Here is a 26,865-nt window from a genome sequence, read left to right on the forward strand (position 1 = left end):
GGGCAGTGGGCAGCGATTTAGCGAACGTTGCGTTGAACATCGGTAACCCATACGCATACGTCTTTACTTGTATGTACAAGCATATGCAATCAAGCGGCCAACTTGTTGGAGGTGGTGTTCAGAAACGGTTGGGGGTTTGGCTGAAAGCCTTGTGATTTAAGGGCTGCTGAGCGGCAGGAAATTTTTCAAGAGGGTTTTCGAGGGGGAAATCGGAGGGTCACAGAAGCGTGGTGTTGCGCCACGCTGGGGCATTCGGTAACAAGTTGGTGCGCAGAAGAAACAGCAGGCAGGCACCTTGTGGCCAGGGAATTTATCGGTGGGAGCAAGAAGCTGGCATTAGTGGGCCGTCAGCTCAATCACGCAGCATTGACCGTGGGTGGAGACATCCACCAACCCGGTGTTACCGCTCAGTTGCAAACAGTCGTAGAGGCCCAAGTCAACGGCGGATTCACCGATCTTGATAGCCAACCCCGGGGCGGCACAGAACACCAATACTGTTCCCGCCTCACTGAAAAACCGCTGCTGGCCGCCCAACCACTGCAACCGCGCGCGGTAACGTTGCGGTGCGTAGATCAGGTTGAAGTCACGAATCGGTCCGCCCAGCAGCGTGCAATACACATGGCTCTCGCCACTGAACGCAAAAGGGTCCAGCGGATGCAAAGGCCGCGTGGCCTGGCCATCGACATTCAGCGTCATGCCATCACCCTGCAAGACACTGATGACCCGCTCGTAACCGGCGAAGGTGGAGAAGCCGCCCGACTCACCAATGTCGGCAATCGACAGGCGCCAGCCGAAACCTTCCAGGCCGGCACCGGTATCGCGAGTGATTTCTTCAGTGCTGCCGCCACCGTTTTTCCACGGCATGCGCGGGTAGTCTGCTGCGCGTAAAACCTTCAAATGGCTCATTTATGAAAGCGCCCTTCGAGACTGTGACGGGAGCCCGGATGGATCAGGCGTGCGGCGGTCACCGGCTGGCGTCCGGACCAGGTGCGGCGGCGGATCAACAGGCACGGCTCGCCCTTTTCGATCTGCAACAGCTTGCATTCACTCGGCTCGGCCAGGATCGCCTCGACCACATGCTCGCCCTCGGTCAGCGGCGCGACCTGGTTCAGATAGGCGTAAGGCGTTTGCACGGTGAAGTCCTGCTTGAGGTAGTCCGGGGCCACCAGTGCGTTGACGAAACGGTCCTCGATTTGCACGGGGATGTCGTTCTCGAAATGCACAATCAGCGAATGGAACACCTTCTGGCCTTCGCGCATATCCAGGGCCAGGGCCCGCTCGGAACCGGCCGCCTCTTCTTCCAGGGTGATGACCTTGCAAGTGTGGCGATGACCACGGGAGGCGATTTCGTCGGCGATGTTATGCACTTCGAACAACGCGGATTGGCTCTTGGGTTCGGCCACGAAGGTGCCGACCCCCTGCATGCGCACCAACAGGCCGTCGGCGGTCATTTCCCGCAGCGCACGGTTGATGGTCATGCGACTGAAGCCCAACTGACTGACCAGTTCGCTTTCCGACGGCACACGGTAATGTGGCGGCCAGTTTCCACTGTCGATTTGCTGGGTGATCATTTGTTTGACGCGGGCGTACAGGGGTGCCGGACTGTCACCCATGTTTGTGGCCAGCGGCGGTTTGGCAGGCGGAGTCGACACGGCGGTTCCTTGTTCTGCGGATAAGAATGCTAGCTTGCCGGAGTTTACCGGCCAGGCAAACGTCTGTATATGTATATACAAATTACGCACAATGAGGTTGAACCATGTCCGCCTTCTTTGCCGAACGCGCGCTGCTGCCTAGTGGATGGGCCCATAATGTACGTTTTGAGGTCGACGCCGAAGGCGTCCTGACCCATATCCAGGCCGGTTCCCACGCAGACGGCGCCGAACGGCTGGGCGGTCCGCTGTTGCCGGGCATGCCGAACCTGCACTCCCATGCCTTCCAACGGGCCATGGCCGGGCTGGCGGAAGTGGCGGGAAATCCCAACGACAGTTTCTGGACATGGCGCGACTTGATGTACCGCCTCGTCGGAAAAATCAGCCCCGACCAACTCGGCATCATCGCCCGCCAGCTGTACATCGAAATGCTCAAGGCCGGCTACACCTCGGTCGCCGAATTCCACTATGTGCACCACGACACCGATGGCGCGCCCTACGCCGACCCCGCGGAGCTGGCCCTGCGCATCAGCCACGCCGCCAGCGCCGCCGGCATCGGCCTGACGCTGCTGCCGGTGCTCTATAGCCATTCCGGTTTTGGCGGCCAGGCGCCCAATGACGGGCAGCGCCGGTTCATCAACAGCACCGAAAACTACTTGAAGCTCCAGTCACGCTTGCAGCCGATCCTGGCCGGGCAGCCGTCCCAGGCGCTGGGTTTGTGCTTCCATTCGCTGCGTGCCGTGACACCCGAGCAAATCCAGGATGTGCTGGCCGCCAGTGACCGTGAGTGCCCGGTGCACATCCACATTGCCGAGCAGCAGAAGGAAGTCGACGATTGCCTGAGCTGGAGCGGCGCCCGCCCGCTGCAATGGCTGTACGAAAACACCGAAGTCGACCAGCGCTGGTGCCTGGTCCACGCCACCCACGCCAACGCCCAGGAGGTTAGCTTCATGGCCAAGAGCCGGGCGATTGCCGGCTTGTGCCTGACCACCGAAGCCAACCTGGGGGACGGGGTTTTTCCGGCCGTGGATTTTCTCGCCCAAGGCGGGCGCCTGGGTATCGGCTCCGACAGCCATGTATCGTTGAGCGTGGTCGAAGAATTACGCTGGCTGGAATATAGTCAGCGCCTGCGGGATCAACGGCGCAACCGCTTGTATCGCGCGGATCAGCCGATGGTCGGCCGCACCTTGTTCGATGCAGCCCTGGAAGGCGGTGCCCAGGCCCTGGGGCAACCGGTCGGCGCCCTCGAAATCGGCAAGCGCGCCGACTGGCTGGTGCTCGATGGTAACGACCCCTACCTGGCCACGGCCCAGGACGACGGGATCCTCAATCGCTGGCTGTTTGCCGGCGGCGATCGCCAGGTGCGCGATGTGATGGTCGGCGGACGGTGGGTGGTACGCGCTGGCCGTCATGCCGACGAAGAGCAAAGCGCCCGGGCGTTTACCCAGGTCCTGCGCGAACTGCTGGGCTGATTCCCAAAACACCAATGTTGAAATACCCCTGTGGGAGCGAGCCTGCTCGCGATGACGGCCTACCAGTCAACTTATGTGTTGAATGTGAAGCCCCCATCGCGAGCAGGCTCGCTCCCACAGGTTCTATAGCGTTAGTCCGAGGTTTTGGCCATCTGTCGATCCGACGCGCGCCAGATCAAGCGTGTGGTGTCGTAGCCCTGCTGGCGTGCCTTGCTCAGCAGCTCCTCGCGCACGACGCTATTGACGGTCGGTGTACGGGACAGCAGCCACATGTAGCGACGGCTTGGGTCGCCGACGATGGCGGTCTTGTAGTCATCGCTGACGTACAACACCCAGTATTGCCCTTTCGCCACTCCTGGCACGATCCGCGAAAACCAGTTGTCGAACTCGACCCAGAGCTTGTCGGTCTTGCCCGGCACCTGAGGTGTGGCGGTGCCTCTGGCTTCTTCCCACTGCCAGTCCGAGGTCAGGCAGCGATTGAGCACTCCCACGTTACCGTCTGGCTTGAGGGTGTAGTGAGCTTCCGATTGCGCGCAATTGCGCTGGAAATACATGGGTAGGCGGGCCAACTCATACCAGGTCCCTTGGTAACGTTTGAGATTGACGCTGTTGACCGTCTTGGGTGCCAGCGGATCTTCGCCAGAAGTGGCACAGCCAGCCAAAATCAGGCCAGCCAAAAGCACAAAAACTAACCGCATCATTATTTTTCTCCCGCAGGCCTCTGGCCTCGGTTTACTTCAGGCCTTGGCCGGAAAACATCAACACTTTGTCACCGGCGTACTGCACGCTGATAAAGCTTTTCTGGTCGCCCCAGGTGCAGCTGGACATGCCGAGCGCGCCTGAACAATCGGTCGGTTTCCCCAGTAACGTTTCGACTTCGGACTTGGGCATGCCAGCCGACAGCTTCGAGTAGTTTTCCTGGTTGACCTTGCTGCATGCAGTCAATACGACACACACAAACAACAAGGCGATAGATCGCAGCGACATGGTGTAACTCCTGGAACGGAAGGGGGCTGGCAGGTGCCAACCAGAAGCTTAGAAGAGAAAACCCCTATCTGGTTCCCCGACGACCCCAGTATTTATTGGGCCTCGACAAGTGTTTCACCGGTGAAACACCCGGTTTGTGACCGGGTCGTGCATTTCGTCGCAATGAATCGCTGACGATTGATGAGATGGGCGCCTGCGCCGATAAAAGAAACAGCGCAATCGACTGCCTTATGGCAAATTGACACCCCACCCTGACCCGTCCCTCCGCGGTAGTGTTATTAATGACCAGAAACATGAAATTCAGCCATAAAATACTGTTGGCTGCCGCCCTCGTGGTGGCCGTTGCATTCGCCTGTTTCATCCTGTTCAACGACTATCGTCAACGCCAGAGCCTGCACGCCAGCACCGAGACCTCCATGCAGGAACTCGGCAGCCTGACCAGCCGCAACATCCAGACGTGGGTCGACGGTCGCATCCAGTTGCTGCAATCGCTGGCCCAGCAGATTGCCGTGGATGGCAGCAGTGCCGACAGTCTCAAGCGCGCCGTGGGCCTGCCGGCCTACACCGGCAATTTCCAGCTCAGCTATTTTGGTGGCACCGACGGCGTGATGTTCTCGGTACCGGCCGGCAATCGCGCCGCCGATTACGACCCGCGCGCCCGTGGCTGGTACAAGGCTGCCAACAGCGCGCAGCAAACCATCGTCACCGAACCCTACATCGCCGCCTCGTCGGGCAAGCTGGTGATTACCGTCGCCACCCCGGTGCAGCACCAGAACCAAATGATCGGCGTGGCCGGTGCGGACATCGACCTGTCCAGCGTCAGCGCCATCATCAACTCGCTGAACTTCGGCGGGCACGGCCACGCGTTCATCGTCAGTGCCGACGGCAAGATCCTGATCCACCCCGACAGCAAGCGCGTGCTCAAGACCCTGGCCGAGGCCTACCCTAACGGCGCGCCTCAAATCAGCCCGGGTGTGAAAGAAGTCGACCTCGACGGCAAGACCCAATTCATCTCCTTCACCCACGTCAACGGCGTGCCGGGAGCGGACTGGTACGTGGCGCTGGTGCTCGACAAGGACACCGCGCTGGCAATGCTCAGCGAGTTCCGTACTTCAGCACTGATCGCCATGGTCATCGCCGTGGTATTCATCATCGCCCTGCTCGGCATGTTGATCCGCGTGCTGATGCAACCGCTGCTGACCATGGGCCGTGCCATGCATGACATCGCCGAAGGCGAAGGCGACCTGACCCGGCGCCTGGTCATCCACGGCCACGACGAATTCGGCGCACTGGGGACTTCGTTCAACCGCTTTGTCGAGCGCATTCATACCTCGATCCGCGAAGTGGCCTCGGCCACCGGTCGGGTCAACGAAGTCGCCCTGCGCGTGGTCAGCGCGTCCAACTCATCGATGTTCAACTCCGACCAGCAGGCTTCGCGCACCAGCAGCGTGGCCGCGGCCATCAACCAGCTCGGTGCCGCCGCCCAGGAAATCGCCCAGAACGCCGCCCTCGCCTCGCGACACTCCAGCGATGCCCGTAACCAGGCCGAAGACGGCCAACACGTGGTGGATAAAACCATCGCGGCCATGCAGCAGTTGTCGGCCAAGATCAGCGATTCGTGCGCCAACATCGAAACCTTGAACAGCAACACGGTGAACATCGGTCAGATTCTTGAGGTGATCACCAGCATCTCCCAACAGACCAACCTGCTCGCCCTCAACGCCGCCATCGAAGCAGCCCGTGCCGGAGAAGCCGGGCGCGGCTTCGCGGTGGTGGCCGATGAAGTGCGTAACCTGGCCCACCGCACCCAGGACTCGGCGAAGCAAGTGCAGAAGATGATCGAAGCGCTGCAAGTGGGCGCCCGGGAAGCGGTACTGACCATGACCGATAGCCAGCGCCAGAGCGAAAGCAGCGTCGGCATTGCCAACCAGGCCGGCGAACGCCTGGGCAGCGTGACCCAGCGTATTGGTGAAATCGACGGCATGAACCAGTCCGTGGCGACCGCCACCGAAGAACAGACGGCCGTGGTGGAGTCGATCAACGTCGACATCACCGAGATCAACACCCTGAACCAGGAGGGTGTGGAAAACCTGCAAGCCACCTTGCGGGCCTGTGCCGACCTTGAACAGCAAGCGGTGCGGTTACAGCAGTTGGTGGGTAGTTTCCGGATCTAGTGTTTTGGCGGGCCCCATCGCGAGCAGGCTCGCGATGGGGATAGCATCCGCAACACCATTTAGAACCTTGACCCAGGCCTGCTCAAGAATTCCACTTCCTCAGCCGTGGACTCGCGCCCCAACACCGCATTGCGATGGGGAAAGCGCCCAAACCGGGCAATGATCTTCTGATGCCGTTCGGCATAGTCCAAGTTGTCTTCAAACACCGCCCGCTGCGCCTCCGGTTGTTCTCGCACCAAGTCGATAAACCGCGACACAGCCTCGTTCTGCACCGCCAGGTTTTCGCAGTGTTCGAGTACCAGATAAATGAATACACGCTGGATCGGCTTGAGTTCTCGGTCGAGCCCCGCCGCCAGGCCTCGGGCTACCAGTGCTTGAGCACGCAGGTCGCCGGAAAAGCTTTTGGGGGTGTCGCGAAAGATCATCCGCGCAAGTTGATCCAGTAGCAGCACCAGGGCCAGCCAACCTTCCGGGCGTTGCGCCCAATCGGTCAATCCGCCGGCCAGTGCCTGCTCGACCCATTCGCCGAAGCGCTCTTGCGCCTGGCGATCATGGCCTTTGCCAAACCACAGCGCGCCCTTGTCAGCGGCTATTTCGTCCGGCGTTTGGGTTGAACCAAACCACCAATCGAGCAAAGGCTGCCAAGGCTCGGCCATGATTCACTCCTTGTGGTAAGCCGTGGCGCGCGCCACTTCTTCTTTCGAACCGAGGAACACGGCCACACGCTGGTGCAGGCCTTCGGGCTTGATATCGAGAATACGCTGGTGGCCGTCGGTGGAAGCGCCACCGGCCTGTTCCACCAGGAACGACATCGGGTTGGCTTCGTACATCAGCCGCAGTTTGCCCGGCTTGGACGGCTCACGGTTGTCGCGCGGGTACATGAACAGACCGCCACGGGTCAGGATCCGGTGCACATCGGCAACCATCGCAGCAACCCAGCGCATGTTGTAGTTCTTCTTCAGCGGACCTTCTTCGCCCGCCAGCAATTCTTCGACGTAGCGTTTTACCGGGGCTTCCCAGTGACGCTGGTTGGACATGTTGATGGCGAATTCCTGGGTGGTTTCAGGAATGGTGATGTCTTCGTGGGTCAGTACGAAGCTGCCCATCTCGCGGTCCAGGGTGAAACCCTTGACGCCGTCGCCCAGGGTCAGCACCAGCATGGTCTGAGGGCCGTAGATGGCGTAACCGGCGGCGACCTGCTCGGTGCCTGGCTGCAGGAAGGCCTTTTCATTCAAGGCTTCGTTCTGGCTCAGGTACTCGTTCGGGCAACGCAGTACCGAGAAGATGGTGCCGACCGGTGCGTTGATGTCGATGTTCGACGAACCGTCCAGTGGGTCGAACACCAGCAGGTAGGCGCCCTTGGGGTATTTGCCCGGGATCTGGTAGGCATTGTCCATTTCCTCGGACGCCATGCCGGCCAGGTGGCCGCCCCATTCGTTGGCTTCGAGCAGGATTTCGTTGGACAGCACGTCGAGCTTCTTCTGCACTTCGCCCTGCACGTTCTCGGTGCCCATGCTGCCCAGGACGCCACCCAGCGCGCCTTTGGAGACGGCGTGGCTGATCTCCTTGCACGCACGCGCCACCACTTCGATCAAAAAGCGCAGATCGGCAGGGGTGTTGTTGCTGCGGGTCTGCTCAATCAAATAGCGACTCAAGGTAACGCGGGACATGGACGGCTCCGAAGAATAGGGGGCGGAAAAACCAGCGCAGTTTAGCGCGAGTCGGGACTTAATTCCTCCTATGAGACGGGGAATGGTGGATTGAGTTCATATCCGGGCCTGCCAACCTGCGTTCCTACGGGGATTTGACCGGTGGCTTGCGCAACAGGCTGAACGCCATCGCCGCGAGGAACAGCACGCTGAGCAGCAGCACCGCCCACAAGCCGATTTTCTTCCAGCGGATATCGACCGTCGCAGGCGCGGTTGCCGGGACCACGGTCGGCGTCGACGTGGCCGTGTCGTTCACGGTCGCCGTACCCAGCGTCGCCAGGCGCGACGGTTTGTAATCAGGCACCAGCGTGGTCAAGGGCAAGCTGGCCGCTTTCACTGTCGCGCTGCCCAGGGCCAGGCTGTAGGGCCCTTCGCCGCGCGCCAGGAACACCACCTGGGTCGGGCGCACGGCAAAGCGCAGGGCCGGGGCTTCGCTACCCAAGCCGCCGCCACGCTCGTCCACGGTCAATTTCAATTGCTGCACGGTCTGGCCGGACAGTTGCAATTGATTTTGCAGCACATCCTGGCCGTTCTGGGTCAGGCGATAGAGCAAGCCACTGCCCAGCGGTTGCCACGGATGGCTGCTTTCACGGCGACCGGCCAAGGTCACCGGCGCCAGGCTGTTGGCCTCGCTCAGCTCGACCTGCACCTGCTCGATGTTCAGCCCCATGGGCAACTGCCAGGTGTATTCACCGGCCTTCGCGGTGCTGCCGGCCAATGGCTGCGACCAGGCCAGCGGCAACGGCAGGCTTTCGCGGCTGGCGCTTTGCAACTGGGCCGAAGTCAGGATCGGCGCGGAGGACGGCGAATCCCACAACAACCGCAGATAGCGCGCCGGTTGCCCTGGCAAGGTCACTTCATGCTGCTCGACCCGCTCATCGGCAAAGGTCAAGCGCGCCACCTGGCCTTCCCCCCATGACTGCCAGTGCTGCAAATCATCACTGGCTTCGATGGTGAACCGTTGGAAACCGTCGCGTTCACTGGTCCAGTCGAGGACCAACCGCTGCAACGGCGCCTTGATCGCACTGGTATCCAATAACCAGCCACGCAACGCCTCCTCCCCCGCTTCGAGCCGACTGGAGGGTTGGACTTCCACCAAGGTACCGTTGGCGCTCGATTGCACGCGCACACTGGGCGCGCGTTCGTTGTCATCGGCGGCGTTGTACAGCGGGAACCACTTCACGTCGGTGAGGGTGCGATTTTCCCGGCTCTGGGCCGACTCACGCACCAAGGCGTAGGCCTGGGCCTGACCGGCCGCGTTGAAGACCCGCAGGTCGCTCAGGTCGGTCTGCCGCGCTTGCAGCTGAACGTTCAGTGGCAATGTTAGGCGATACCACGGCCCTTCGCCGCTCAAGGCCAATGGCACCTGATGGGCGAAATCCGCCGCTTGCTCCTGGGCCACGGCCGACAATGCCGCCCATAACCCCACCACGCCCAGCCCGATCCGACTCAACTTGCGACTCAAGATGACACTCCCTCACTGACAGGCATAGGCGGCTCATCCTGCGCGACCGTCTCCGGGCGCTTGGGTGGCAGCGGCGCGAAGTAGCCCACCACCAATAGCAATACACCCACGCCGATAAACGACACGATCCGCGCCAGACCGCCACGGTTACTCAATTCGACAAAGAACAGCTTGGCCACGACCACCGCGATCAACGCCGCGCCGATCAACCATACTTCACGGCGGTGGCGCAGATGCCCCCCGATCATCAGGCCCAGGGCAATCAGGGTCCAGACAATGGACAACCCGGCTTGCACGAACATCGACTCAAGCAACGCATCCAACTCGTATGGCACCCCCATCCACTGGTGAGCACTGCGCATCACCAGGGCAGTGAAGAACGCGAACAGCGACACACCGGCGATCAACTGGGTGATGTGCCCGACGCGATTGCAACGGTTCGTCGATTGCGCCACGGCGCTGCGGGCCCACACATAGATACCGAACAAGGCAAACAGCAGGCCAAGCTCCAAGGGATTGAGCAACGGCACATAAGGCAGTGGCGCTGAGTTGCCATCGCTGAAGGTGTTGGTCAGCCAGAACCAACCGAGCATCGACAGCGCCATCGGCGCCGCCGCGTAGACACGGTATTCGCGCGGTTGGGCCGACACCGGCCACGGCCAGGTACGCGGCGAGGCCATCAGCACCAGGTAAAGGCCTGGCAGGATCGCCCAGGCCAGCCAGCGCCAGGCGTTGTATTGCTCAGACAGCAACAGCAGGCCGTAACGCAACTCCAGCATCAACACCGCCATCAGCAACCAACAGCCGAGCACATGGGCCGTACTGCGCGCCGGGGCGGGCAGCATCGGCGCCAGGCGCTTGAGAGAGAGGAAATGCACGGCAAATACCGCCAGCCAGGCCAGCCAGCCAAAATCCGCCGCCGGGTGATAGTGGCTGTGCCAAGCCGCAACGAGCACGCAGCCCGCCGCCGGAATCAGCAAGGTGCACAGCAGCCCCAGCGCCGGCCATTTCAAACGCTGCGCCAAGACCGTCCACACTGCCACGCTGGTCGCCGCGACCAGCAGTAGCCAGCTGCCTTGCAGGTTCGCCGGGGCAAAGCGCAACACTTCGCTGACCCACGCCAACGCCCACCACCCGGCCCCCCAGATCAGCAGGAGTTCGGACAGGCGCTGCAAGCTCAAGACCTTGAGTTCCTGCGCCGCGTGCGCCCGTTGCAGGCGCCATGCGCCCACCAGCGCTGCCAGCCCCAGCACCAGCGGCGTCCAGAAGCCACTGTGGGCCAGCGGTCGGAGATCCTCGGCATTGAGCGGCCCCAACAACGCCGGCCCCGCCGTCAGGAACGCCGCACCGCCCAGTAATTGCAGCAGCAGGCCGAAGACAAAGCTCACACGTTGTTTCAGGTACAGGCTCAGCCAGATGATCAACAGGCCGCTGGCCGCCCACACACCGCTCGCCGTTTGCCACGGCAGGACGAACAGCACCGCAAGATTGATCAGCACCAGCCCCGCCAGTAACACCACCGACAAGCCGCGCAGCAACCGGACATCGTTGCGCACCATGTTGTCACGGGCCGCCAGCAACATGCCGCCAATCAACGCCAGGCCGATCAGCGAGGCGCTGAGCAAACCACTCCAGCCCGCGCTGAACACCGCCGTCGAATCCACTTCGGCGCCTTGCAAACGCAGCAGGAACAGCGCACCGCCAAGCAGTTGCACCCCAAATGCAGTGAACAGAAAGCTGCGCGACTGCAGGCGCAGGCCAACAAACAGCGTCGCCAATCCAGCCAGGGCCCAGGCAATGGCGGTGCCGTGGGTGAAGAAGAACAGCGGTGCCAGTAGATAGAGGAAACTCAACCCCAGCACAGCCAGCACCGGCAAGCCTTGGCGCTCCCAATGGGCGCTGTGTTCAGGCTCAGCCTTGTGCAGTTGGTAGAAGGTGAACAGCAAGGCGCCGCCGAGCATCAACGCGCCCAGCGCTGAACCATCGAGCAGGCTGGCGTCGCCGATACGCAATTCGCTGACAAACGCCAGTGCCGAGCCCAATTGCAGCAACAAGGCAAAGGCCCGGGCGAATGGGCGCTGCTGGCGCAGGCCCAGCCAGAAGATCCCCGCGCCTTCCATGGCCCACGCCGCGGCGGTCCAACGGGCATCGAGCCCCAGAGGGATCGCCAGGCTGGCAAAAATCACCCCCAGGGCAAGGCAGGTTTCCGCCAGCAGCAGGGCGCGACCGCCCATCAATACCCGCGCCAGGCCCATGTAGATCATGCCCAGGGCCAGGGCGCTGAACGCAGCGGCGAACTCAACATGCTGCACCAACGCGAACTGCAAGCCGAAGCCCACCAGCGGCGGGCCGAACAGCATGGTGCCGTCCACGTAATCGCCCTTGCGCGCCGACCAGTGCAACAGCGCGTCGCGGCTGGCGTCTTGGGGAGCATCGCTCATCTCCAGCAATTTACGCCGCGTGAACAGCAAGCCAATCGCCAGGTAGATGAGGAAGAACAGGATCAGGAACGGCTCGGTGCTCCAGAGCAGTTCTGGCGTGTAGGAACGCAGGCCCCAGGCGAAACCGATGCCGAAGGTGCCGACAAAGCCGATCAGGTTGAGCAGGCGCCAGGCCTTGAACCAGGCAATCGCGAGAATGCCGGCGTTGAGCAGGATGAAATAGCTGAACAGGGCGACGTGATTGCCACTGCCGGTGGAGGTCAGGATCGGCGCGGCAAACCCACCCAGCGCCGCAGCCGCAGCCAGGCCCAGGGCGTTTTGGGTAATCGCCAGGATTGCCGAGAACACGGTCACCGCGACCAGCAAGCCCAGGGCCGCTTTGGAGTCGAGCAATGGATGCAGGCGCATGGCCGCGAACACCGTCAGGTACAGCACGGCGATCCCGGTGCCCTGGAGCATCAACGCATAACTGCTGTTGCGTTGGCGCAACCACCAGCCCAGGCCCAACAGGCCCAACGCGCTGGCCGCGACACCGGCGTAACGCAACTCGATCGGCACCACCATGCCTTCGGTGGCGTAGCGCAGCAAAAACGCCAGGCCAAGGAACAACAGCACCACGCCGACCCGCAGCACCGTGTTGCCGCCGAACAGCCAGTTGCGCGCGCCAATTACGGCGCGGTCGAACAGATTCGGGCCACGGGAAGTTGCTGGTTTCGAAACCATCGAATCCAGGGGCAGCGGCGCGAAGTCGCGCTCGGCACGGCGACTGGATGTGGTTGGCGCGGGTTTCCAAACGTCATCAGGCAACGGTTGGCTGGCCTGGGTGGCCATCGGGGGAACGGGTTCGAGGTCTGGCGGCAATTCCCAGACGAGCTCTGGCTCCGTAGGCGTCTCGGGCTTCTGGGCCTGGGGCACGACAACCTCGGGCGCTGGCGCCGGATCACTCGATTCGGCGACCTTACCGCGCTCGAGAACCGCTAGACGGGCTTCCAACGTGAGCAGGCTCTGCTGAGTTTCTTGCAACAACATCTGCTGCTTGGCCGCCTGGGTAGCCAGGCGCCCCAATCGAAACGACTGGGCGATGCCAAGCCCCACCAACGCGCCTATCAGCGCATCGGCGAACGACTCGTCCACCACCCAGCCGAGTGCCAGGCCCAACAGCATCAAGATCCATTGCATGGTCGATATCCCTAAGCGGCCCATTGCGGGCGTAACCGGGGTGATGCGGTGCCTGACTCAGTCTAGTGGAACAGCACAAACCTTGTGGGAGCGGGCTTGCTCGCGAAGGCGGCGTGTCAGGCGACATCATTTCTGCCTGATACTCCGCTTTCGCGAGCAAGCCCGCTCCCACATTGGATTGTCAGCGCTGCCAACAACTGAGCCCGGCCACACCCCAGCCCGGCGAAACTGGCGCCTAGTATATCGACGAAGCCCAACCGCCGTTGGGCTTCGCTCACACTTCTTACAGTGAATGCTACTCCAGGGCTTTCCAGATGTCGGTGGCGTATTCGCGGATGGTCCGGTCCGAAGAAAACCAGCCCATGCGCGCGGTGTTGAGCACCGCCGAACGCCACCATTGTGTGGAGTCGTGCCAACATTCATCGACCCTGACCTGGGCCTCCCAGTAGGCGTCAAAATCGGCGCAGACCAGGAAGCGGTCGTAATCGACCAACGAGTCCACCAGCCCGACGTAGCGCATCGGATCATCTGGAGAGAACACCCCACCACGAATCGCCTGCAACACATCGCCGAGCCGATGGGAGGCGGCGATATCCGGCGCGGCGCTGAATTCACCGTTTTGCTTGCGGGCTTCCACCTGTTCAGCGGTCAGGCCGAAGATGAACATGTGTTCACCGCCGACGCGCTCATGCATCTCCACGTTGGCGCCGTCCATGGTGCCGATGGTCAACGCACCATTGAGGCCGAACTTCATGTTGCTGGTGCCCGACGCTTCGAAACCCGCCGTGGATATCTGCTCCGACAGGTCCGCCGCCGGAATGATGCTTTCGGCCAGACTGACGTTGTAGTTGGGCAGGAACACCACTTTGAGCAAGCCGCGCACGGTCGGGTCGTTATTCACCACCCGGGCGATGTCGTTGGTCAGCTTGATGATGAGCTTGGCCTGGTGATAACTGGCGGCGGCCTTGCCGGCGAAAATCTTCACCCGCGGCACCCAGTCTACTTCCGGTTCGGCGCGAATCGCCTGGTACAGCGCCACGGTGTGCATCAAGTTGAGCAACTGGCGCTTGTACTCGTGGATCCGCTTGACCTGCACGTCGAACATCGCCGCCGGGTTCACGGCAATGCCCAGCCGCTCGTGAATCAGGTACGCCAGGGCTTTTTTGCTATGCAGGCGCTGCTCGGCGAACTGCTTGCGGAACGCTGGCTTGTCGGCAAACGGCTCCAGTTCGATCAAGCGTTCCTCGGGGTTGTCGAGCACGCTCGGGCCGAGGGCATCGACCATCATCGAGGTCAATTCGGCGTTGGCCTGGAACAACCAGCGGCGGAAGGTGATGCCATTGGTCTTGTTGTTGATCCGGTGCGGATAGAGCTTGTGCAACTCGGAAAACACCGTGCTGCGCATCAACTGGGTATGCAACCCGGACACGCCGTTGACGCTGTGTGAACCGAGGAACGCCAGGTTGCCCATGCGCACTCGGCGACCATTGTCCTCTTCGATCAGCGAAACCGAGCGCAGCACATCGAAATCGTGCACGCCCTTGGCCCGCAGTGAATCGATGTGCCGGGCGTTGATCAGATAAATGATCTGCATGTGCCGGGGCAACATGCGCTCCATCAGCCCCACCGGCCAGGTTTCCAGGGCTTCGGGCAGCAGCGTGTGGTTGGTGTAGGACAGCGTGTCCTGGGTGATCTGCCAGGCCGCGTCCCAAGCCACGTCGTAGACATCCACCAGCTGACGCATCAACTCGGCCACGGCAATGGACGGGTGAGTGTCGTTGAGCTGGATCGCGGCGTGGTCGCCCAGGGTCAGTACCGAGGTGTGCATGTTGCGATGACGGCGCAGCAGGTCTTGCAGCGAGGCAGCCACGAAGAAGTATTCCTGGCGCAGACGCAGTTCCTGGCCAGCCTCGGTGCTGTCGGCCGGGTACAGCACACGGGAAATACTTTCGGCCCGGGCCACTTCGGCTACCGCACCCAAGTGGTCGCCGGCGTTGAAGCGTTCCAGGTGCAGCTCTTCCATGGCCCGGGCACGCCACAGGCGCAGGGTGTTGACGCTGGCACCGCGCCAGCCCACCACCGGCGTGTCATAGGCAATGGCCCGCACGGTTTCCGCCGGGGACCAGACCTGCCGGGTTTTACCCGCCTCATCGGTCACGGTCTCGACGCTGCCGCCAAAGCCGATCGGGTAGGCCACCTCCGGCCGCTCGAACTCCCAGGGGTTGCCGAAATCCAGCCAGTGTTCGGTCTGCTCCTGCTGCCAGCCGTCAACGATAGCCTGGCGGAACAGGCCGTGTTCATAACGGATGCCGTAACCATGGCCGGCAATGCCCAGGGTCGACATGCTTTCCATGAAACACGCAGCCAAGCGGCCAAGACCGCCGTTGCCCAGTGCCGCATCGGGCTCAAGCAGGCGGATACGCTCCAGGTCCACGCCCAGTTCGGTCAGAGCCTCACGTGCCGTGTCCAACAGGCCGAGGTTGCTCAGGCTGTCGTAGAGCAAGCGACCGATGAGAAATTCCAGGGAGAGGTAATAGACGCGCTTCTGGCCCTTGCGGTAGATCTGTCGCGTGTGGTCCATCCAATGTTCGACCATGTGGTCGCGAGCGGCGAGGGCGATGGCTTCGAACCAGTCGTGATCAAACGCATGATCCGGGTCCTTTCCGACGGCATAAGTGAGCTTGGTCAACACGGCATCGCGAAATGCAGCAACTTCGGCTTCGCGAACAAGTGGTTCTTGAGTCATTGATAAGACCTCGAACGAGCATGGAATTGTCTGAGCCTATGCAGTCTGACAGACGGTACAGGCGCTTGGTTCGGTGGATTTCCCCAGATGTCGGGGAATCGCCGCCAGGGAGTTGCCGGATGGTCGAATGAATGCAGGGGGCGTGCCGATCCGGGCGGGTTTGGCTGGGATGAAAAAAAACTGGCGGATGGTCGTTCAAAATTTCACCAGTCCCGGTATGATCGCGCGCCCTGATGCATGCTGGTAAACCGTGATGATGAAGCCCAACCTGATCGCCGCCGCGGAGATCGACCGACTCGATACCTGGGCCAAGTACTCCGCCCCGATGTGCGGTTCCTGCGTGTCGAGCTGCTGCACACTGCCGGTAGAGGTCAAGATCAAGGACCTGATCCGGATCGGCATCGTCGATGAGTTCGAACTGGGCGACCCGCCGAAGAACATCGCCAAGCGCCTGCAAAAGGAAGGGATCGTCGAGCGCTATAACCAGAAGTCGGAGATCTTCACGCTCCAGCGCATGAGCAACAATGACTGCCTTTATCTGGACCGCAAGAGCCGCTTGTGCACCATTTACGAGAAACGCCCGGACACCTGCCGCAACCATCCACGGGTTGGGCCACGGCCGGGCTATTGCGCCTACAAGCCCAAGGAAGTGGAGCGCGAGCGCAATCCGCGGACGTTGGACAAATTCTGATCGACTGCTGATTTTTTAGCGTCTGATCTATCGTCGCGAAGAGGCCTTAATAGACGCTACATAAACCCAGGCATAAAAAAACGCCCCCGATCTCGCGACCGGGGGCGTTTTTTTAACGGCTAACTAAGTCGAAACTCAGTTGCCGCTTTTCTTGGCAGCACGAGTACGCTCGCTTTCGCCAAGGATTTTCTTACGCAGGCGAATCGACTTAGGCGTCACTTCACACAGTTCGTCTTCCTGCACGAACTCCAGCGCTTGCTCCAGGGTGAACTTGACCGGCGGAACCAGGGCGATGGTTTCGTCTTTGCCCGAAGCACGCATGTTGTCGAGCTTCTTGCCTTTGGTCGGGTTCACGCCCAGGTCGTTGTCGCGGCTGTTCAGGCCGACGATTTGACCTTCGTAGATATCCTGGCCGTGCTCGACGAACAGCTTGCCGCGCGCTTGCAGGGTTTCCAGCGAGTAGGTCAGTGCCTTGCCGGTCGCAACCGATACCAGAACACCGTTCTGACGGCCGGACATGTCGCCGGACTTCATCACGTCGTAGCGATCGAAGATCGAAGTCAGGATGCCGCCACCGGAGGTCAGGGTCAGGAACTCGTTACGGAAACCGATCAGGCCACGAGCCGGGATGTTGTACTCAAGGCGCACACGGCCCTTGCCATCCGGAACCATGTTGGTCAGGTCGCCTTTACGCAGGCCCATTTGCTCCATGATCGCGCCCTGGGATTCTTCCGGCAGGTCGATGGTCACGTTTTCGTACGGTTCGTGCTTGACGCCATCAACCATGCGGATGATCACTTCAGGACGGCCAACGCCCATTTCGAAGCCTTCGCGACGCATGGTTTCGATCAGTACCGACAGGTGCAGCTCACCACGGCCGGAGACCTTGAACTTGTCGGCCGAGTCGCCTTCTTCAACGCGCAGGGCAACGTTGTAGAGCAGCTCTTTGTCCAGGCGTTCTTTGATGTTACGGCTGGTCACGAACTTGCCTTCTTTACCGCAGAATGGCGAGTCGTTGACCTGGAAGGTCATGGAAACGGTTGGCTCGTCGACGGTCAACGCCTTCATCGCTTCGACGTTCAGTGGGTCGCACAGGGTGTCGGAGATGAACAGTTGCTCGAAGCCGCTGATGCAGACGATGTCGCCGGCCGCTGCTTCTTCAACGTCGATGCGGTGCAGGCCGTGGTGCCCCATCAGCTTGAGGATACGACCGTTGCGCTTCTTGCCGTCGGCGTCGATGGCAACCACTGGAGTGTTCGGCTTGACGCGACCACGAGCGATACGGCCAACGCCGATAACACCCAGGAAGCTGTTGTAGTCCAGTGCCGATATCTGCATCTGGAACGGACCGTCACGGTCGACTTTCGGCGCCGGTACGTCGTCGACGATCGACTGGTACAGCGGGGTCATGTCTTCAGCCATGTTGGTGTGGTCCAGACCGGCAATACCGTTCAGGGCCGAGGCGTAGACGACTTTGAAGTCCAGCTGTTCTTCGGTGGCACCCAGGTTGTCGAACAGGTCGAAGATCTGGTCCAGGACCCAGTCCGGACGCGCGCCCGGACGGTCAACCTTGTTGATCACCACGATCGGACGCAGGCCGGCTTCGAAAGCCTTCTTGGTCACGAAACGGGTTTGCGGCATAGGGCCGTCCTGGGCATCGACCAGCAGCAGCACGGAGTCGACCATCGACATCACGCGCTCTACCTCACCACCAAAGTCGGCGTGGCCCGGGGTGTCCACGATGTTGATGTGGTAGCCATTCCAGTTGATGGCGGTGTTTTTCGCCAGGATGGTAATACCGCGCTCTTTTTCCTGGTCGTTGGAGTCCATCACGCGCTCGTCGTTGAGCTCGTTGCGCTCCAGAGTGCCGGATTGACGCAGGAGTTTGTCTACCAGGGTGGTCTTACCATGGTCAACGTGAGCAATGATGGCGATGTTGCGTAGATTTTCGATCACTTGTGTATCTCGATCAGAGGATTCGGTGTGCTGACAGGTCGTGGCAGCGATTTACGTTGAGTCCGACAAAGCCGTTACAGCTTGTCGGCGGCGTCGGGGGGCCGGTGACGCAGGCCACAGGCAAACAGCCCCGGGCACTTAGCTCGGTCGATAAACGCGCACATTGGCATGCCCCTCACTGAGCAAATGGTGGGCATGCAGGCGACTCATCACGCCTTTGTCGCAATACAGCAGGTACTGGCGAGTAGGGTCCAGTTCCTTGAAACGCGCGTTCACGGCATAGAACGGCATCGTTTTTACCTCGATGCCGGCGATACTCAGCGGGTCGTCCTCAGCGTCGTCCGGGTGACGGATGTCGATGATGATCTGACCGGCCAGTGCTTCGCCGACTTCTTCAATTTGTACGTCCTGGCCCAATTCATCGATCACCCGATCGATCGGCACCAGCCTGGCGTTTTCGAGCGCTCGTTCGAGCACTGCCATGTCGAATTCTTTCTCTTCGTGCTCCACCCGCCCGCGCTTGGCCGCCGTCTTCGGATTGACCGAGATGACGCCGCAGTACTCCGGCATGTGCCGGGCAAACTCGGCGGTGCCGATTTCATTGGCCTGGTCGATGATGTCCTGCTTGTGGCTGGCAATCAGCGGCCGCAAGACCAGCTTCTCGGTCACACAGTCGATCACCGACAGGTTCGGCAGCGTCTGGCTCGACACCTGGGAGATCGCCTCGCCGGTCACCAGCGCATCGATTTGCAGACGATCGGCAATTCGTGAAGCGGCGCGCAACATCATACGCTTCAAAATGACGCCCATATGACTGTTATCGACTTTGCCGAGAATCTCGCCCAGGACTTCTTCGAACGGCACACTCACAAATAACACGCGTTGGGAGCTGCCGTACTTCTTCCAGATGAAGTGCGCCACTTCCATCACGCCCAACTCATGGGCGCGCCCGCCGAGGTTGAAGAAGCAGAAATGGCTCATCAACCCGCGACGCATGATCTGGTAGGCGGCTACCGTGGAGTCGAAACCGCCGGACATCAGCACCAGGGTCTGCTCCAGCGAGCCCAGCGGATAACCGCCGATGCTGTTGTGCTGGCTGTGGATCACGAACAGCCGCTGGTCGCGAATTTCGATGCGCACTTCGATCTGCGGGTCTTTCAATGAAATGCCGGCGGCGCCGCACTGCCGGCGCAATTGGCTGCCGACGTACTTTTCCACGTCCATCGAACTGAACGGGTGCTTGCCGGCACGCTTGCAACGCACCGAAAAGATCTTGCCGGCCAGGGCATCACCATAATGAAACATGCACTTGGCGAGGATGTCGTCGAAATCCCCCAGCGGGTATTCATCGACTTGCAGGAAATGCGCGATGCCCGGCATGCAGCTCAGGCGCTCGGTCATTTCCTTCAGGACCTTGGGTTCGCTGACACGGGTTTCCAGCTCGAGGTTGTCCCACACGCCATTCACCACCACGGCCGGGTCCAGGTCTCGGAGCACGGCACGGATGTTCTTGGCCAACTGGCGGATGAAACGCATCCGTACCGGGCGGCTCTTGATGGTGATCTCGGGGAAGACTTTTACGATTAGTTTCATGAAAACAGCGCGCGAACGGCCAGCCGAAAAAGGGGGGCGCGGATTATAGCGGAAATTGCTCAAGGTTTAACCAGTTTATGTGCAGATGGTTTTGCACGCACCAAAACAGGTCATTATCGATTGACGGCGCCACATTGCGGTGCGTTATTGTCTGACAATCTTTGGTTTACGCCTATAAAAGCGTGGATTTGGTGCAGAAAACCCATGCTGGGGCACTGGCATGCAATTTGCTCCCTTGTGAGGCAGGTTGCCTTGGCAGAGTATTCGCGCCGGCATCACCCATATCTAAGGGCACTCCACTACCCGCCCGAAGCCACCCGGAGGACATATGTCGAAGTCGGTTCAACTCATCAAAGATCATGACGTCAAGTGGATTGATCTGCGCTTCACTGACACCAAAGGTACTCAACATCACGTGACCATGCCGGCCCGTGATGCGTTGGACGACGAATTCTTTGAAATCGGGAAAATGTTCGACGGTTCCTCCATCTCCGGCTGGAAAGGCATCGAAGCCTCCGACATGATCCTGATGCCAGACGACGAAACTGCCGTCCTGGACCCGTTCACCGAAGAGCCGACCCTGATCCTGGTCTGCGACATCATCGAACCTTCGACCATGCAAGGCTATGACCGCGACCCACGCGCCATCGCCCACCGCGCCGAGGAATACCTGAAGTCCACCGGTATCGGCGATACCGCTTTCTTCGGTCCTGAGCCTGAGTTCTTCATCTTCGACTCGGTCAAATTCAAGTCCGACATCTCCGGCTCCATGTTCAAGATCTTCTCCGAACAGGGTTCGTGGATGTCCGACCAGGACGTGGAAGGCGGCAACAAAGGCCACCGCCCAGGTATCAAGGGCGGCTACTTCCCGGTTCCACCGTTCGATTTCGACCACGAAATCCGTACCTCCATGTGCAACGCACTGGAAGAAATGGGCCAGACCGTCGAAGTTCACCACCACGAAGTGGCAACTGCCGGCCAGAACGAAATCGGCGTGAAGTTCAACACGCTGGTCAAGAAGGCTGACGAAGTCCAGACCCTGAAGTACTGCGTACACAACGTTGCCGATGCCTTCGGTCGCACCGCGACCTTCATGCCGAAGCCGCTGTACGGCGACAACGGTTCGGGCATGCACGTTCACATGTCGATCTCCAAAGACGGCAAGAACACCTTCGCTGGCGAAGGCTATGCCGGCCTGTCGGACACCGCCCTGTACTTCATCGGCGGTATCATCAAGCACGGTAAGGCCCTGAACGGCTTCACCAACCCGTCGACCAACTCCTACAAGCGTCTGGTACCTGGCTTCGAAGCGCCGGTCATGCTGGCCTACTCGGCTCGCAACCGTTCCGCCTCGATCCGTATTCCTTACGTGAACAGCCCTAAAGCCCGCCGTATCGAAGCGCGCTTCCCGGATCCGGCTGCCAACCCGTACCTGGCCTTCGCTGCACTGATGATGGCCGGTCTGGACGGTATCCAGAACAAGATCCACCCTGGCGATGCTGCCGACAAAAACCTGTATGACCTGCCGCCTGAAGAGGCCAAGGAAATCCCACAGGTGTGTGGCAGCCTCAAAGAAGCCCTGGAAGAGCTGGACAAGGGCCGTGCCTTCCTGACCAAGGGCGGCGTATTCAGCGATGACTTCATCGACGCTTACATCGCACTGAAAAGCGAAGAAGAAATCAAGGTTCGCACCTTCGTACACCCACTGGAATACGAGCTGTACTACAGCTGCTGATCCAGTAAACGCCGCCACGCACGGCGTGAAGTAAAAAAAGGCCTCCTTCGGGAGGCCTTTTTTATGGGCGCAGGTTACGTGCATGATGCCTCGCTGCTCCCCCAATAGAAGACGAGACTGACCATGACTTTGCGCTTCAAACGCTGCCTTGCCCTGTCTGCCGCGCTGCTGGCCTCCACCGCCGAAGCCGCCCCTACCCCCGCCCCCGAGGCCCTTACCCCGTTGCTCAATGCCATTGGCGAACGCCTGGCCCTCGCCGATCAGGTGGCGCTGAGCAAATGGGACAGCCATAAGCCGGTAGAAGACCGCCAGCGCGAGCGCGAAGTCACTACCGCCGCCGTCGCCCAGGCGCCGGCCTACAAACTGAGTGGCGAAACCGTGGAAGCGTTTTTCGCCGCCCAGATAGAAGCCAACAAAATGGTGCAGTACATCAACTTGTCCGACTGGGCCTTGGCAGGCAAGGCCCCGAGCCTCCCACGCCCGGACCTGGTGGGACAAATCCGCCCACAACTCGACCGACTGCAAAAACGCCTGCTGCAACAACTGGCCGACTTCGCCCCCTACCGCACCGACCCGCAGTGCCCACAATGGCTGGCCCGAGCCACCCACCACAACAAGCAACACCCGGTGCACCGCCTCGCCCTGATCCGAGCGACCGGAGAGCTGTGCACCTCCACAAAATCCTAGAACAACACCCCTTCACCTGTGGGAGCGAGCCTGCTCGCGATGAGGCCTGTACATTCAACATCTCAGCGTCTGACACAACACTTTCGCGAGCAGGCTCGCTCCCACAGGGGTTCTGCATCGGGCACAAGATTTGTGTTCACAGCAGATCCCTGTGGGAGCAACAACTTGGGCCAACCCTGCGCCCTGGCCTATGCTGCACCCATCACTTTTCGTTTTCGGTCGATTTTCCATGGGTCGCGGCTTTTCAATCATCCTGTTGTTGCTGCTGGCACTGCCCGCCGCCGCGCAGATCTACAAGTACACCGACGCCGACGGCAACACCGCCTATAGCAACCAACCGCCCCAAGGCGTACCGGCCCAGACGGTGGAGTTGCCGCCGCTCAACAGTATCGAACGTCCATCCCCGGCCAGCCCGGACACACCGCCAGCCCCCGTCAACGGCGACGCGCCGCGCAATGCCTACGAGGTGCTGGAACTGACGGACATCCCCACCGAAGAAGCCATGCGCGCCAACAACGGCACCTTCACCGTTGGGGTGCGGGCGCAACCGCGCCTGCGCAGCCCTCAACTGTTCCGGCTGCTGCTGGACGGCCAACCCTACGGCCAGCCGACCAACGTGCCGCGCCTGCAATTGGTAAACATCGATCGGGGCGAGCACAGTCTGGCGGTTCAAGTCATCGACGGGGACACCCTCGTGCAACAAAGCGAAACCGTCACGTTCACCGTGCAGCGGGTGCACCAGCCATGATCCGCTGGCTGCTCGCGCTTAGCCTGGCGCTGGCGGCGCTGCCTGGGGTGGCGCAGATCTACACCTACATCGATGCCCAGGGTAATCGCGTCTTCACCGATCAGCCGCGCCCCGGCAATGCGAAGAAAGTCCAACTGCCACCCGGCAACCGGATGCCGACGCCGCCCCCGGGCACAACCTCGGCGTCCATGGCCGAAGACCGGCCCGAGCCCCTGTTTCATTACGAAATGCTCCGACTGTTGATACCCGAGCCGGACGCGACGATACGCAGCACCGCAGGCGAACTGATCGTCAGCGTCACCAGCGAACCCGGCCTGAAAAAAGGCCACCGCTACCGCCTGCTGCTCGACGGCCAGCCGACAGGCGCACCGGGGCCGAGTCCGGTGTTTGCCTTGAGCAACATCGATCGAGGCACCCATCACCTGGCGGTAGAAATCCTCGATGAGCAGGACCGCATCGTCGAACGCACCGCCAACCAGCCCTTGCACATGCAACGCATGTCCCTGGCGCAAAAGCGCCGCATCAAACCCTGCGCCACGGCCGATTACGGTCAACGGCCCGAGTGCCCCCTCGCCGAAAAGCCTGAAGAGGAAAAAAGCAGCATCTTGCCGTTCTTCTGATGCCGCTCAGCATGGCGCACTATATTGGTGCAAACCCTTGCACGCTACTCAGCTTCCAAACCCATTTTGGTTCGAAAGTACCCGAAAAAGCTGGCAGAACGCCACGCGACCGGGCTAAAAACACCCTTTTGAGGCTCTAAACGCTTCTTTTCGGAGCCTTGGTTTGGTTTTTGCATTTTCATTGCGACAGCGCATTAATCGCGCGCGCAATTTGGGACCGGTCCTGAGTTGCGACGCTCCAAAAGAGGTCCTGATGACCATTAGCGACGCACTACACCGCTTGCTGCTCGACAACCTCACCACCGCCACCATCCTGCTCGACGCCGAACTGCGCCTCGAGTACATGAACCCGGCGGCAGAGATGCTCCTGGCCGTCAGTGGCCAGCGCAGCCACGGGCAGTTCATCAGCGAGTTATTCACCGAATCCACCGAAGCGCTCCACTCCTTGCGCCAGGCGGTGGAACAGGCCCATCCGTTCACCAAGCGCGAAGCGATGCTCACCGCGCTGACCGGCCAGACCCTGACCGTGGACTACGCGGTTACGCCGATCCTGAACAACGGCGCCACCCTGCTGCTGCTGGAAGTCCACCCGCGTGATCGCTTGCTGCGTATCACCAAGGAAGAAGCGCAATTGTCCAAGCAGGAAACCAGCAAGATGCTGGTGCGCGGCCTGGCCCACGAGATCAAGAACCCCCTCGGCGGGATTCGTGGCGCGGCGCAGTTGCTCGCCCGCGAACTGCCGGAAGAAAGCCTCAAGGACTACACCAACGTCATCATTGAAGAAGCCGACCGCCTGCGTAACCTGGTGGACCGCATGCTCGGCTCGAACAAGCTGCCATCGCTGGCGATGTGCAACGTCCATGAAGTGCTGGAGCGGGTCAGCAGCCTGGTGGAAGCCGAAAGCCAAGGTTGCATCACGTTGGTGCGCGACTATGACCCGAGCATTCCCGATGTCTTGATCGACCGCGAGCAGATGATCCAGGCCGTGCTGAACATCGTGCGCAACGCGATGCAAGCCATCAGCAGCCAGAACGAGCTGCGCCTGGGTCGCATCAGCCTGCGTACCCGCGCCATGCGCCAATTCACCATCGGCCATGTGCGCCATCGCCTGGTGACCAAGATAGAAATCATCGACAACGGCCCAGGCATCCCTGCCGAACTGCAGGAAACCATTTTTTTCCCCATGGTCAGCGGCCGTCCGGACGGTACCGGACTGGGCCTGGCCATTACCCAGAACATCATCAGTCAGCATCAGGGCTTGATCGAGTGTGAAAGCCACCCTGGCCACACCACCTTCTCGATCTTCCTGCCACTGGAACAAGGAGCCACATCGACATGAGCCGTAGTGAAACCGTGTGGATCGTCGATGACGACCGTTCTATCCGTTGGGTCTTGGAAAAAGCCTTGCAGCAGGAAGGCATGACCACCCAAAGCTTCGACAGCGCCGATGGGGTGATGAGTCGCCTGGCGCGTCAGCAACCGGACGTCATCATCTCCGACATCCGCATGCCTGGCGCCAGCGGCCTGGACCTGCTGGCGCGGATTCGCGAACAGCATCCGCGACTGCCGGTGATCATCATGACCGCCCATTCCGACCTGGACAGCGCCGTAGCGTCCTACCAGGGCGGCGCTTTCGAATACCTGCCCAAGCCTTTCGACGTCGATGAAGCGGTGTCGCTGGTCAAGCGCGCCAATCAACATGCCCAGGAACAACAGGGCATGGAAGAGGTGCCAGCCCTGGCCCGCACCCCGGAAATCATCGGCGAAGCGCCGGCGATGCAGGAAGTGTTTCGCGCCATCGGGCGCCTGAGCCACTCCAATATCACCGTGCTGATCAACGGCGAGTCGGGCACCGGTAAAGAACTGGTGGCCCATGCCCTGCACCGCCACAGCCCACGGGCGGCATCGCCGTTCATCGCGCTGAACATGGCGGCGATTCCCAAGGACCTGATGGAGTCCGAGCTGTTCGGCCACGAGAAAGGGGCGTTCACCGGCGCGGCCAACCTGCGGCGCGGGCGCTTCGAGCAAGCCGACGGCGGCACGTTGTTCCTCGATGAAATCGGCGACATGCCGGCGGACACCCAGACCCGCTTGCTGCGCGTACTGGCCGATGGCGAGTTCTATCGGGTAGGCGGGCATACGCCGGTCAAGGTGGACGTGCGCATCATCGCCGCGACCCACCAGAACCTGGAAACCCTGGTTCACGCCGGCAAATTCCGTGAGGACTTGTTCCACCGCCTGAACGTGATCCGCATTCATATCCCGCGCCTGGCGGACCGTCGCGAAGACATCCCGACCCTGGCCAGGCACTTCCTCAGCCGCGCGGCCCAGGAACTGGCGGTCGAGCCCAAGCTGCTCAAGAGCGAAACCGAGGAATACCTCAAGAACCTGCCATGGCCGGGCAACGTGCGTCAGTTGGAAAACACCTGCCGCTGGATCACGGTGATGGCTTCAGGTCGCGAAGTGCACATCAGCGACCTGCCGCCAGAGCTGTTGAGCCTGCCACAGGATTCGGCTCCGGTGACCAACTGGGAGCAAGCCCTGCGCCAGTGGGCAGACCAGGCCCTGTCCCGTGGCCAGTCGAGTCTTTTGGACAGCGCCGTGCCGGCCTTCGAGCGAATCATGATCGAAACCGCCCTCAAGCACACCGCCGGCCGCCGCCGCGACGCCGCGGTGCTGCTGGGTTGGGGCCGTAATACCTTGACCCGCAAGATCAAGGAATTGGGGATGAAGGTAGACGGTGGGGATGATGATGACGGGGATGAGGGTTGAATAGCCTTTAGCTCTTCGCTGATCTTGAAGGCCAATCGCGAGCAAGCTCGCTCCCACAGGGGAACGCAAACTTCTGTGGGAGCGAGCCTGCTCGCGATGCTTTTAAAAGCTTTGTGCACCGCATCAATGCACAGCGAACCGCAATTGCGCATACACAACGAGCCAAAACCCATCGTTCCAGTTCGAAAAAAACGCACTCACAAAAGCAAAAGCCCCGGAATACGGGGCTTCTCGCATCTTC

General features: G+C 61.0%; 20 protein-coding genes and 1 pseudogene. 10 read left to right on the plus strand and 11 right to left on the minus strand.

Annotation, left to right across the window (positions count from 1 at the left end; genetic code table 11):
* Positions 1-336: 336 nt before the first annotated feature.
* Positions 337-906 (minus strand): HutD/Ves family protein, encoded by a 570-nt coding sequence (locus tag AACY31_RS01735; RefSeq protein ID WP_339481082.1) that lies wholly within the window; start codon positions 904-906, stop codon positions 337-339.
* A complete protein-coding gene (hutC, locus tag AACY31_RS01740; RefSeq protein WP_339481153.1) occupies positions 903-1,613 on the minus strand; it encodes a histidine utilization repressor in 711 nt (236 codons plus the stop codon). The genes AACY31_RS01735 and hutC overlap by 4 nt, the downstream gene beginning before the upstream one ends.
* Before the next feature lie 143 nt (positions 1,614-1,756).
* Here hutC and AACY31_RS01745 point away from each other — a divergent pair, with 143 nt between their 5' ends.
* Positions 1,757-3,121 (plus strand): formimidoylglutamate deiminase, encoded by a 1,365-nt coding sequence (locus tag AACY31_RS01745; RefSeq protein WP_339481083.1) that lies wholly within the window; start codon positions 1,757-1,759, stop codon positions 3,119-3,121.
* Positions 3,122-3,252: 131 nt separating this feature from the next.
* Here AACY31_RS01745 and AACY31_RS01750 read toward each other — a convergent pair whose 3' ends face one another.
* Both AACY31_RS01750 and AACY31_RS01755 read right to left on the minus strand, forming a co-directional pair.
* A complete protein-coding gene (locus AACY31_RS01750) occupies positions 3,253-3,822 on the minus strand; it encodes a lipocalin family protein (RefSeq protein WP_072345109.1) in 570 nt (189 codons plus the stop codon).
* Positions 3,823-3,853: 31 nt separating this feature from the next.
* Positions 3,854-4,108: a hypothetical protein gene (locus AACY31_RS01755; protein ID WP_003196877.1), complete on the minus strand. Its 255-nt coding sequence runs from the start codon at positions 4,106-4,108 to the stop codon at positions 3,854-3,856.
* 293 nt (positions 4,109-4,401) lie between these two features.
* On the opposite strand from AACY31_RS01755, the pseudogene AACY31_RS28825 reads away from it, so the two are divergent.
* A pseudogene (locus AACY31_RS28825) lies at positions 4,402-5,424 on the plus strand (HAMP domain-containing protein); the annotation flags it as partial.
* A gap of 93 nt (positions 5,425-5,517) precedes the next feature.
* Entirely contained in the window at positions 5,518-6,282 is a 765-nt protein-coding gene (locus tag AACY31_RS28830) for a methyl-accepting chemotaxis protein (protein WP_445261518.1), read from the plus strand.
* A gap of 59 nt (positions 6,283-6,341) precedes the next feature.
* Here AACY31_RS28830 and AACY31_RS01765 read toward each other — a convergent pair whose 3' ends face one another.
* The 5 genes from AACY31_RS01765 to AACY31_RS01785 form a co-directional block, all read right to left on the minus strand.
* The gene (locus AACY31_RS01765; RefSeq protein WP_339481087.1) at positions 6,342-6,938 is read right to left on the minus strand and encodes a DUF924 family protein; all 597 of its coding nucleotides are present in this window, start codon (positions 6,936-6,938) and stop codon (positions 6,342-6,344) included.
* Between the two features lie 3 nt (positions 6,939-6,941).
* Positions 6,942-7,952: a class 1 fructose-bisphosphatase gene (locus AACY31_RS01770; protein WP_339481089.1), complete on the minus strand. Its 1,011-nt coding sequence runs from the start codon at positions 7,950-7,952 to the stop codon at positions 6,942-6,944.
* Between the two features lie 124 nt (positions 7,953-8,076).
* Positions 8,077-9,456, minus strand: a complete 1,380-nt coding sequence (locus AACY31_RS01775; protein ID WP_339503742.1) for a DUF3999 domain-containing protein — start codon at positions 9,454-9,456, stop codon at positions 8,077-8,079.
* The gene (locus AACY31_RS01780) at positions 9,453-13,076 is read right to left on the minus strand and encodes a DUF2339 domain-containing protein (protein WP_339481093.1); all 3,624 of its coding nucleotides are present in this window, start codon (positions 13,074-13,076) and stop codon (positions 9,453-9,455) included. The genes AACY31_RS01775 and AACY31_RS01780 overlap by 4 nt, the downstream gene beginning before the upstream one ends.
* Before the next feature lie 295 nt (positions 13,077-13,371).
* Positions 13,372-15,822, minus strand: coding sequence for a glycogen/starch/alpha-glucan phosphorylase (locus AACY31_RS01785; protein WP_339481095.1), 2,451 nt, complete (start codon positions 15,820-15,822; stop codon positions 13,372-13,374).
* A 253-nt stretch (positions 15,823-16,075) separates the two neighbouring features.
* Here AACY31_RS01785 and AACY31_RS01790 point away from each other — a divergent pair, with 253 nt between their 5' ends.
* Complete coding sequence (locus AACY31_RS01790) at positions 16,076-16,513, plus strand: YkgJ family cysteine cluster protein (RefSeq protein WP_003196865.1); 438 nt, start codon at positions 16,076-16,078, stop codon at positions 16,511-16,513.
* Between the two features lie 135 nt (positions 16,514-16,648).
* On the opposite strand, the gene typA is transcribed toward AACY31_RS01790, so the two are convergent.
* Positions 16,649-18,469, minus strand: a complete 1,821-nt coding sequence (gene typA, locus AACY31_RS01795) for a translational GTPase TypA (protein ID WP_339481096.1) — start codon at positions 18,467-18,469, stop codon at positions 16,649-16,651.
* A gap of 138 nt (positions 18,470-18,607) precedes the next feature.
* Complete coding sequence (gene thiI / locus AACY31_RS01800; RefSeq protein ID WP_339481098.1) at positions 18,608-20,062, minus strand: tRNA uracil 4-sulfurtransferase ThiI; 1,455 nt, start codon at positions 20,060-20,062, stop codon at positions 18,608-18,610.
* Between the two features lie 328 nt (positions 20,063-20,390).
* Here thiI and glnA point away from each other — a divergent pair, with 328 nt between their 5' ends.
* The 6 genes from glnA to ntrC all read left to right on the plus strand — a co-directional run bounded on the left by glnA (position 20,391) and on the right by ntrC (position 26,624).
* The gene (gene glnA, locus AACY31_RS01805; RefSeq protein WP_057449143.1) at positions 20,391-21,797 is read left to right on the plus strand and encodes a type I glutamate--ammonia ligase; all 1,407 of its coding nucleotides are present in this window, start codon (positions 20,391-20,393) and stop codon (positions 21,795-21,797) included.
* Between the two features lie 123 nt (positions 21,798-21,920).
* The gene (locus AACY31_RS01810; protein ID WP_339481099.1) at positions 21,921-22,484 is read left to right on the plus strand and encodes a chorismate mutase; all 564 of its coding nucleotides are present in this window, start codon (positions 21,921-21,923) and stop codon (positions 22,482-22,484) included.
* A gap of 229 nt (positions 22,485-22,713) precedes the next feature.
* Positions 22,714-23,232 carry a DUF4124 domain-containing protein gene (locus tag AACY31_RS01815; RefSeq protein ID WP_339503745.1) on the plus strand — a complete coding sequence of 173 codons (519 nt, stop codon included), beginning with the start codon at positions 22,714-22,716 and terminating at the stop codon, positions 23,230-23,232.
* Entirely contained in the window at positions 23,229-23,852 is a 624-nt protein-coding gene (locus tag AACY31_RS01820) for a DUF4124 domain-containing protein (RefSeq protein WP_339481101.1), read from the plus strand. The genes AACY31_RS01815 and AACY31_RS01820 overlap by 4 nt, the downstream gene beginning before the upstream one ends.
* A 253-nt stretch (positions 23,853-24,105) precedes the next feature.
* Positions 24,106-25,191: a nitrogen regulation protein NR(II) gene (glnL, locus tag AACY31_RS01825; protein WP_339481102.1), complete on the plus strand. Its 1,086-nt coding sequence runs from the start codon at positions 24,106-24,108 to the stop codon at positions 25,189-25,191.
* Positions 25,188-26,624, plus strand: coding sequence for a nitrogen regulation protein NR(I) (gene ntrC / locus AACY31_RS01830; protein WP_058546238.1), 1,437 nt, complete (start codon positions 25,188-25,190; stop codon positions 26,622-26,624). The genes glnL and ntrC overlap by 4 nt, the downstream gene beginning before the upstream one ends.
* The last annotated feature ends 241 nt before the right edge of the window (positions 26,625-26,865 follow it).

It is taken from the genome of Pseudomonas sp. RL_105y_Pfl2_101, from assembly GCF_963970585.1.
GTDB lineage: Bacteria > Pseudomonadota > Gammaproteobacteria > Pseudomonadales > Pseudomonadaceae > Aquipseudomonas.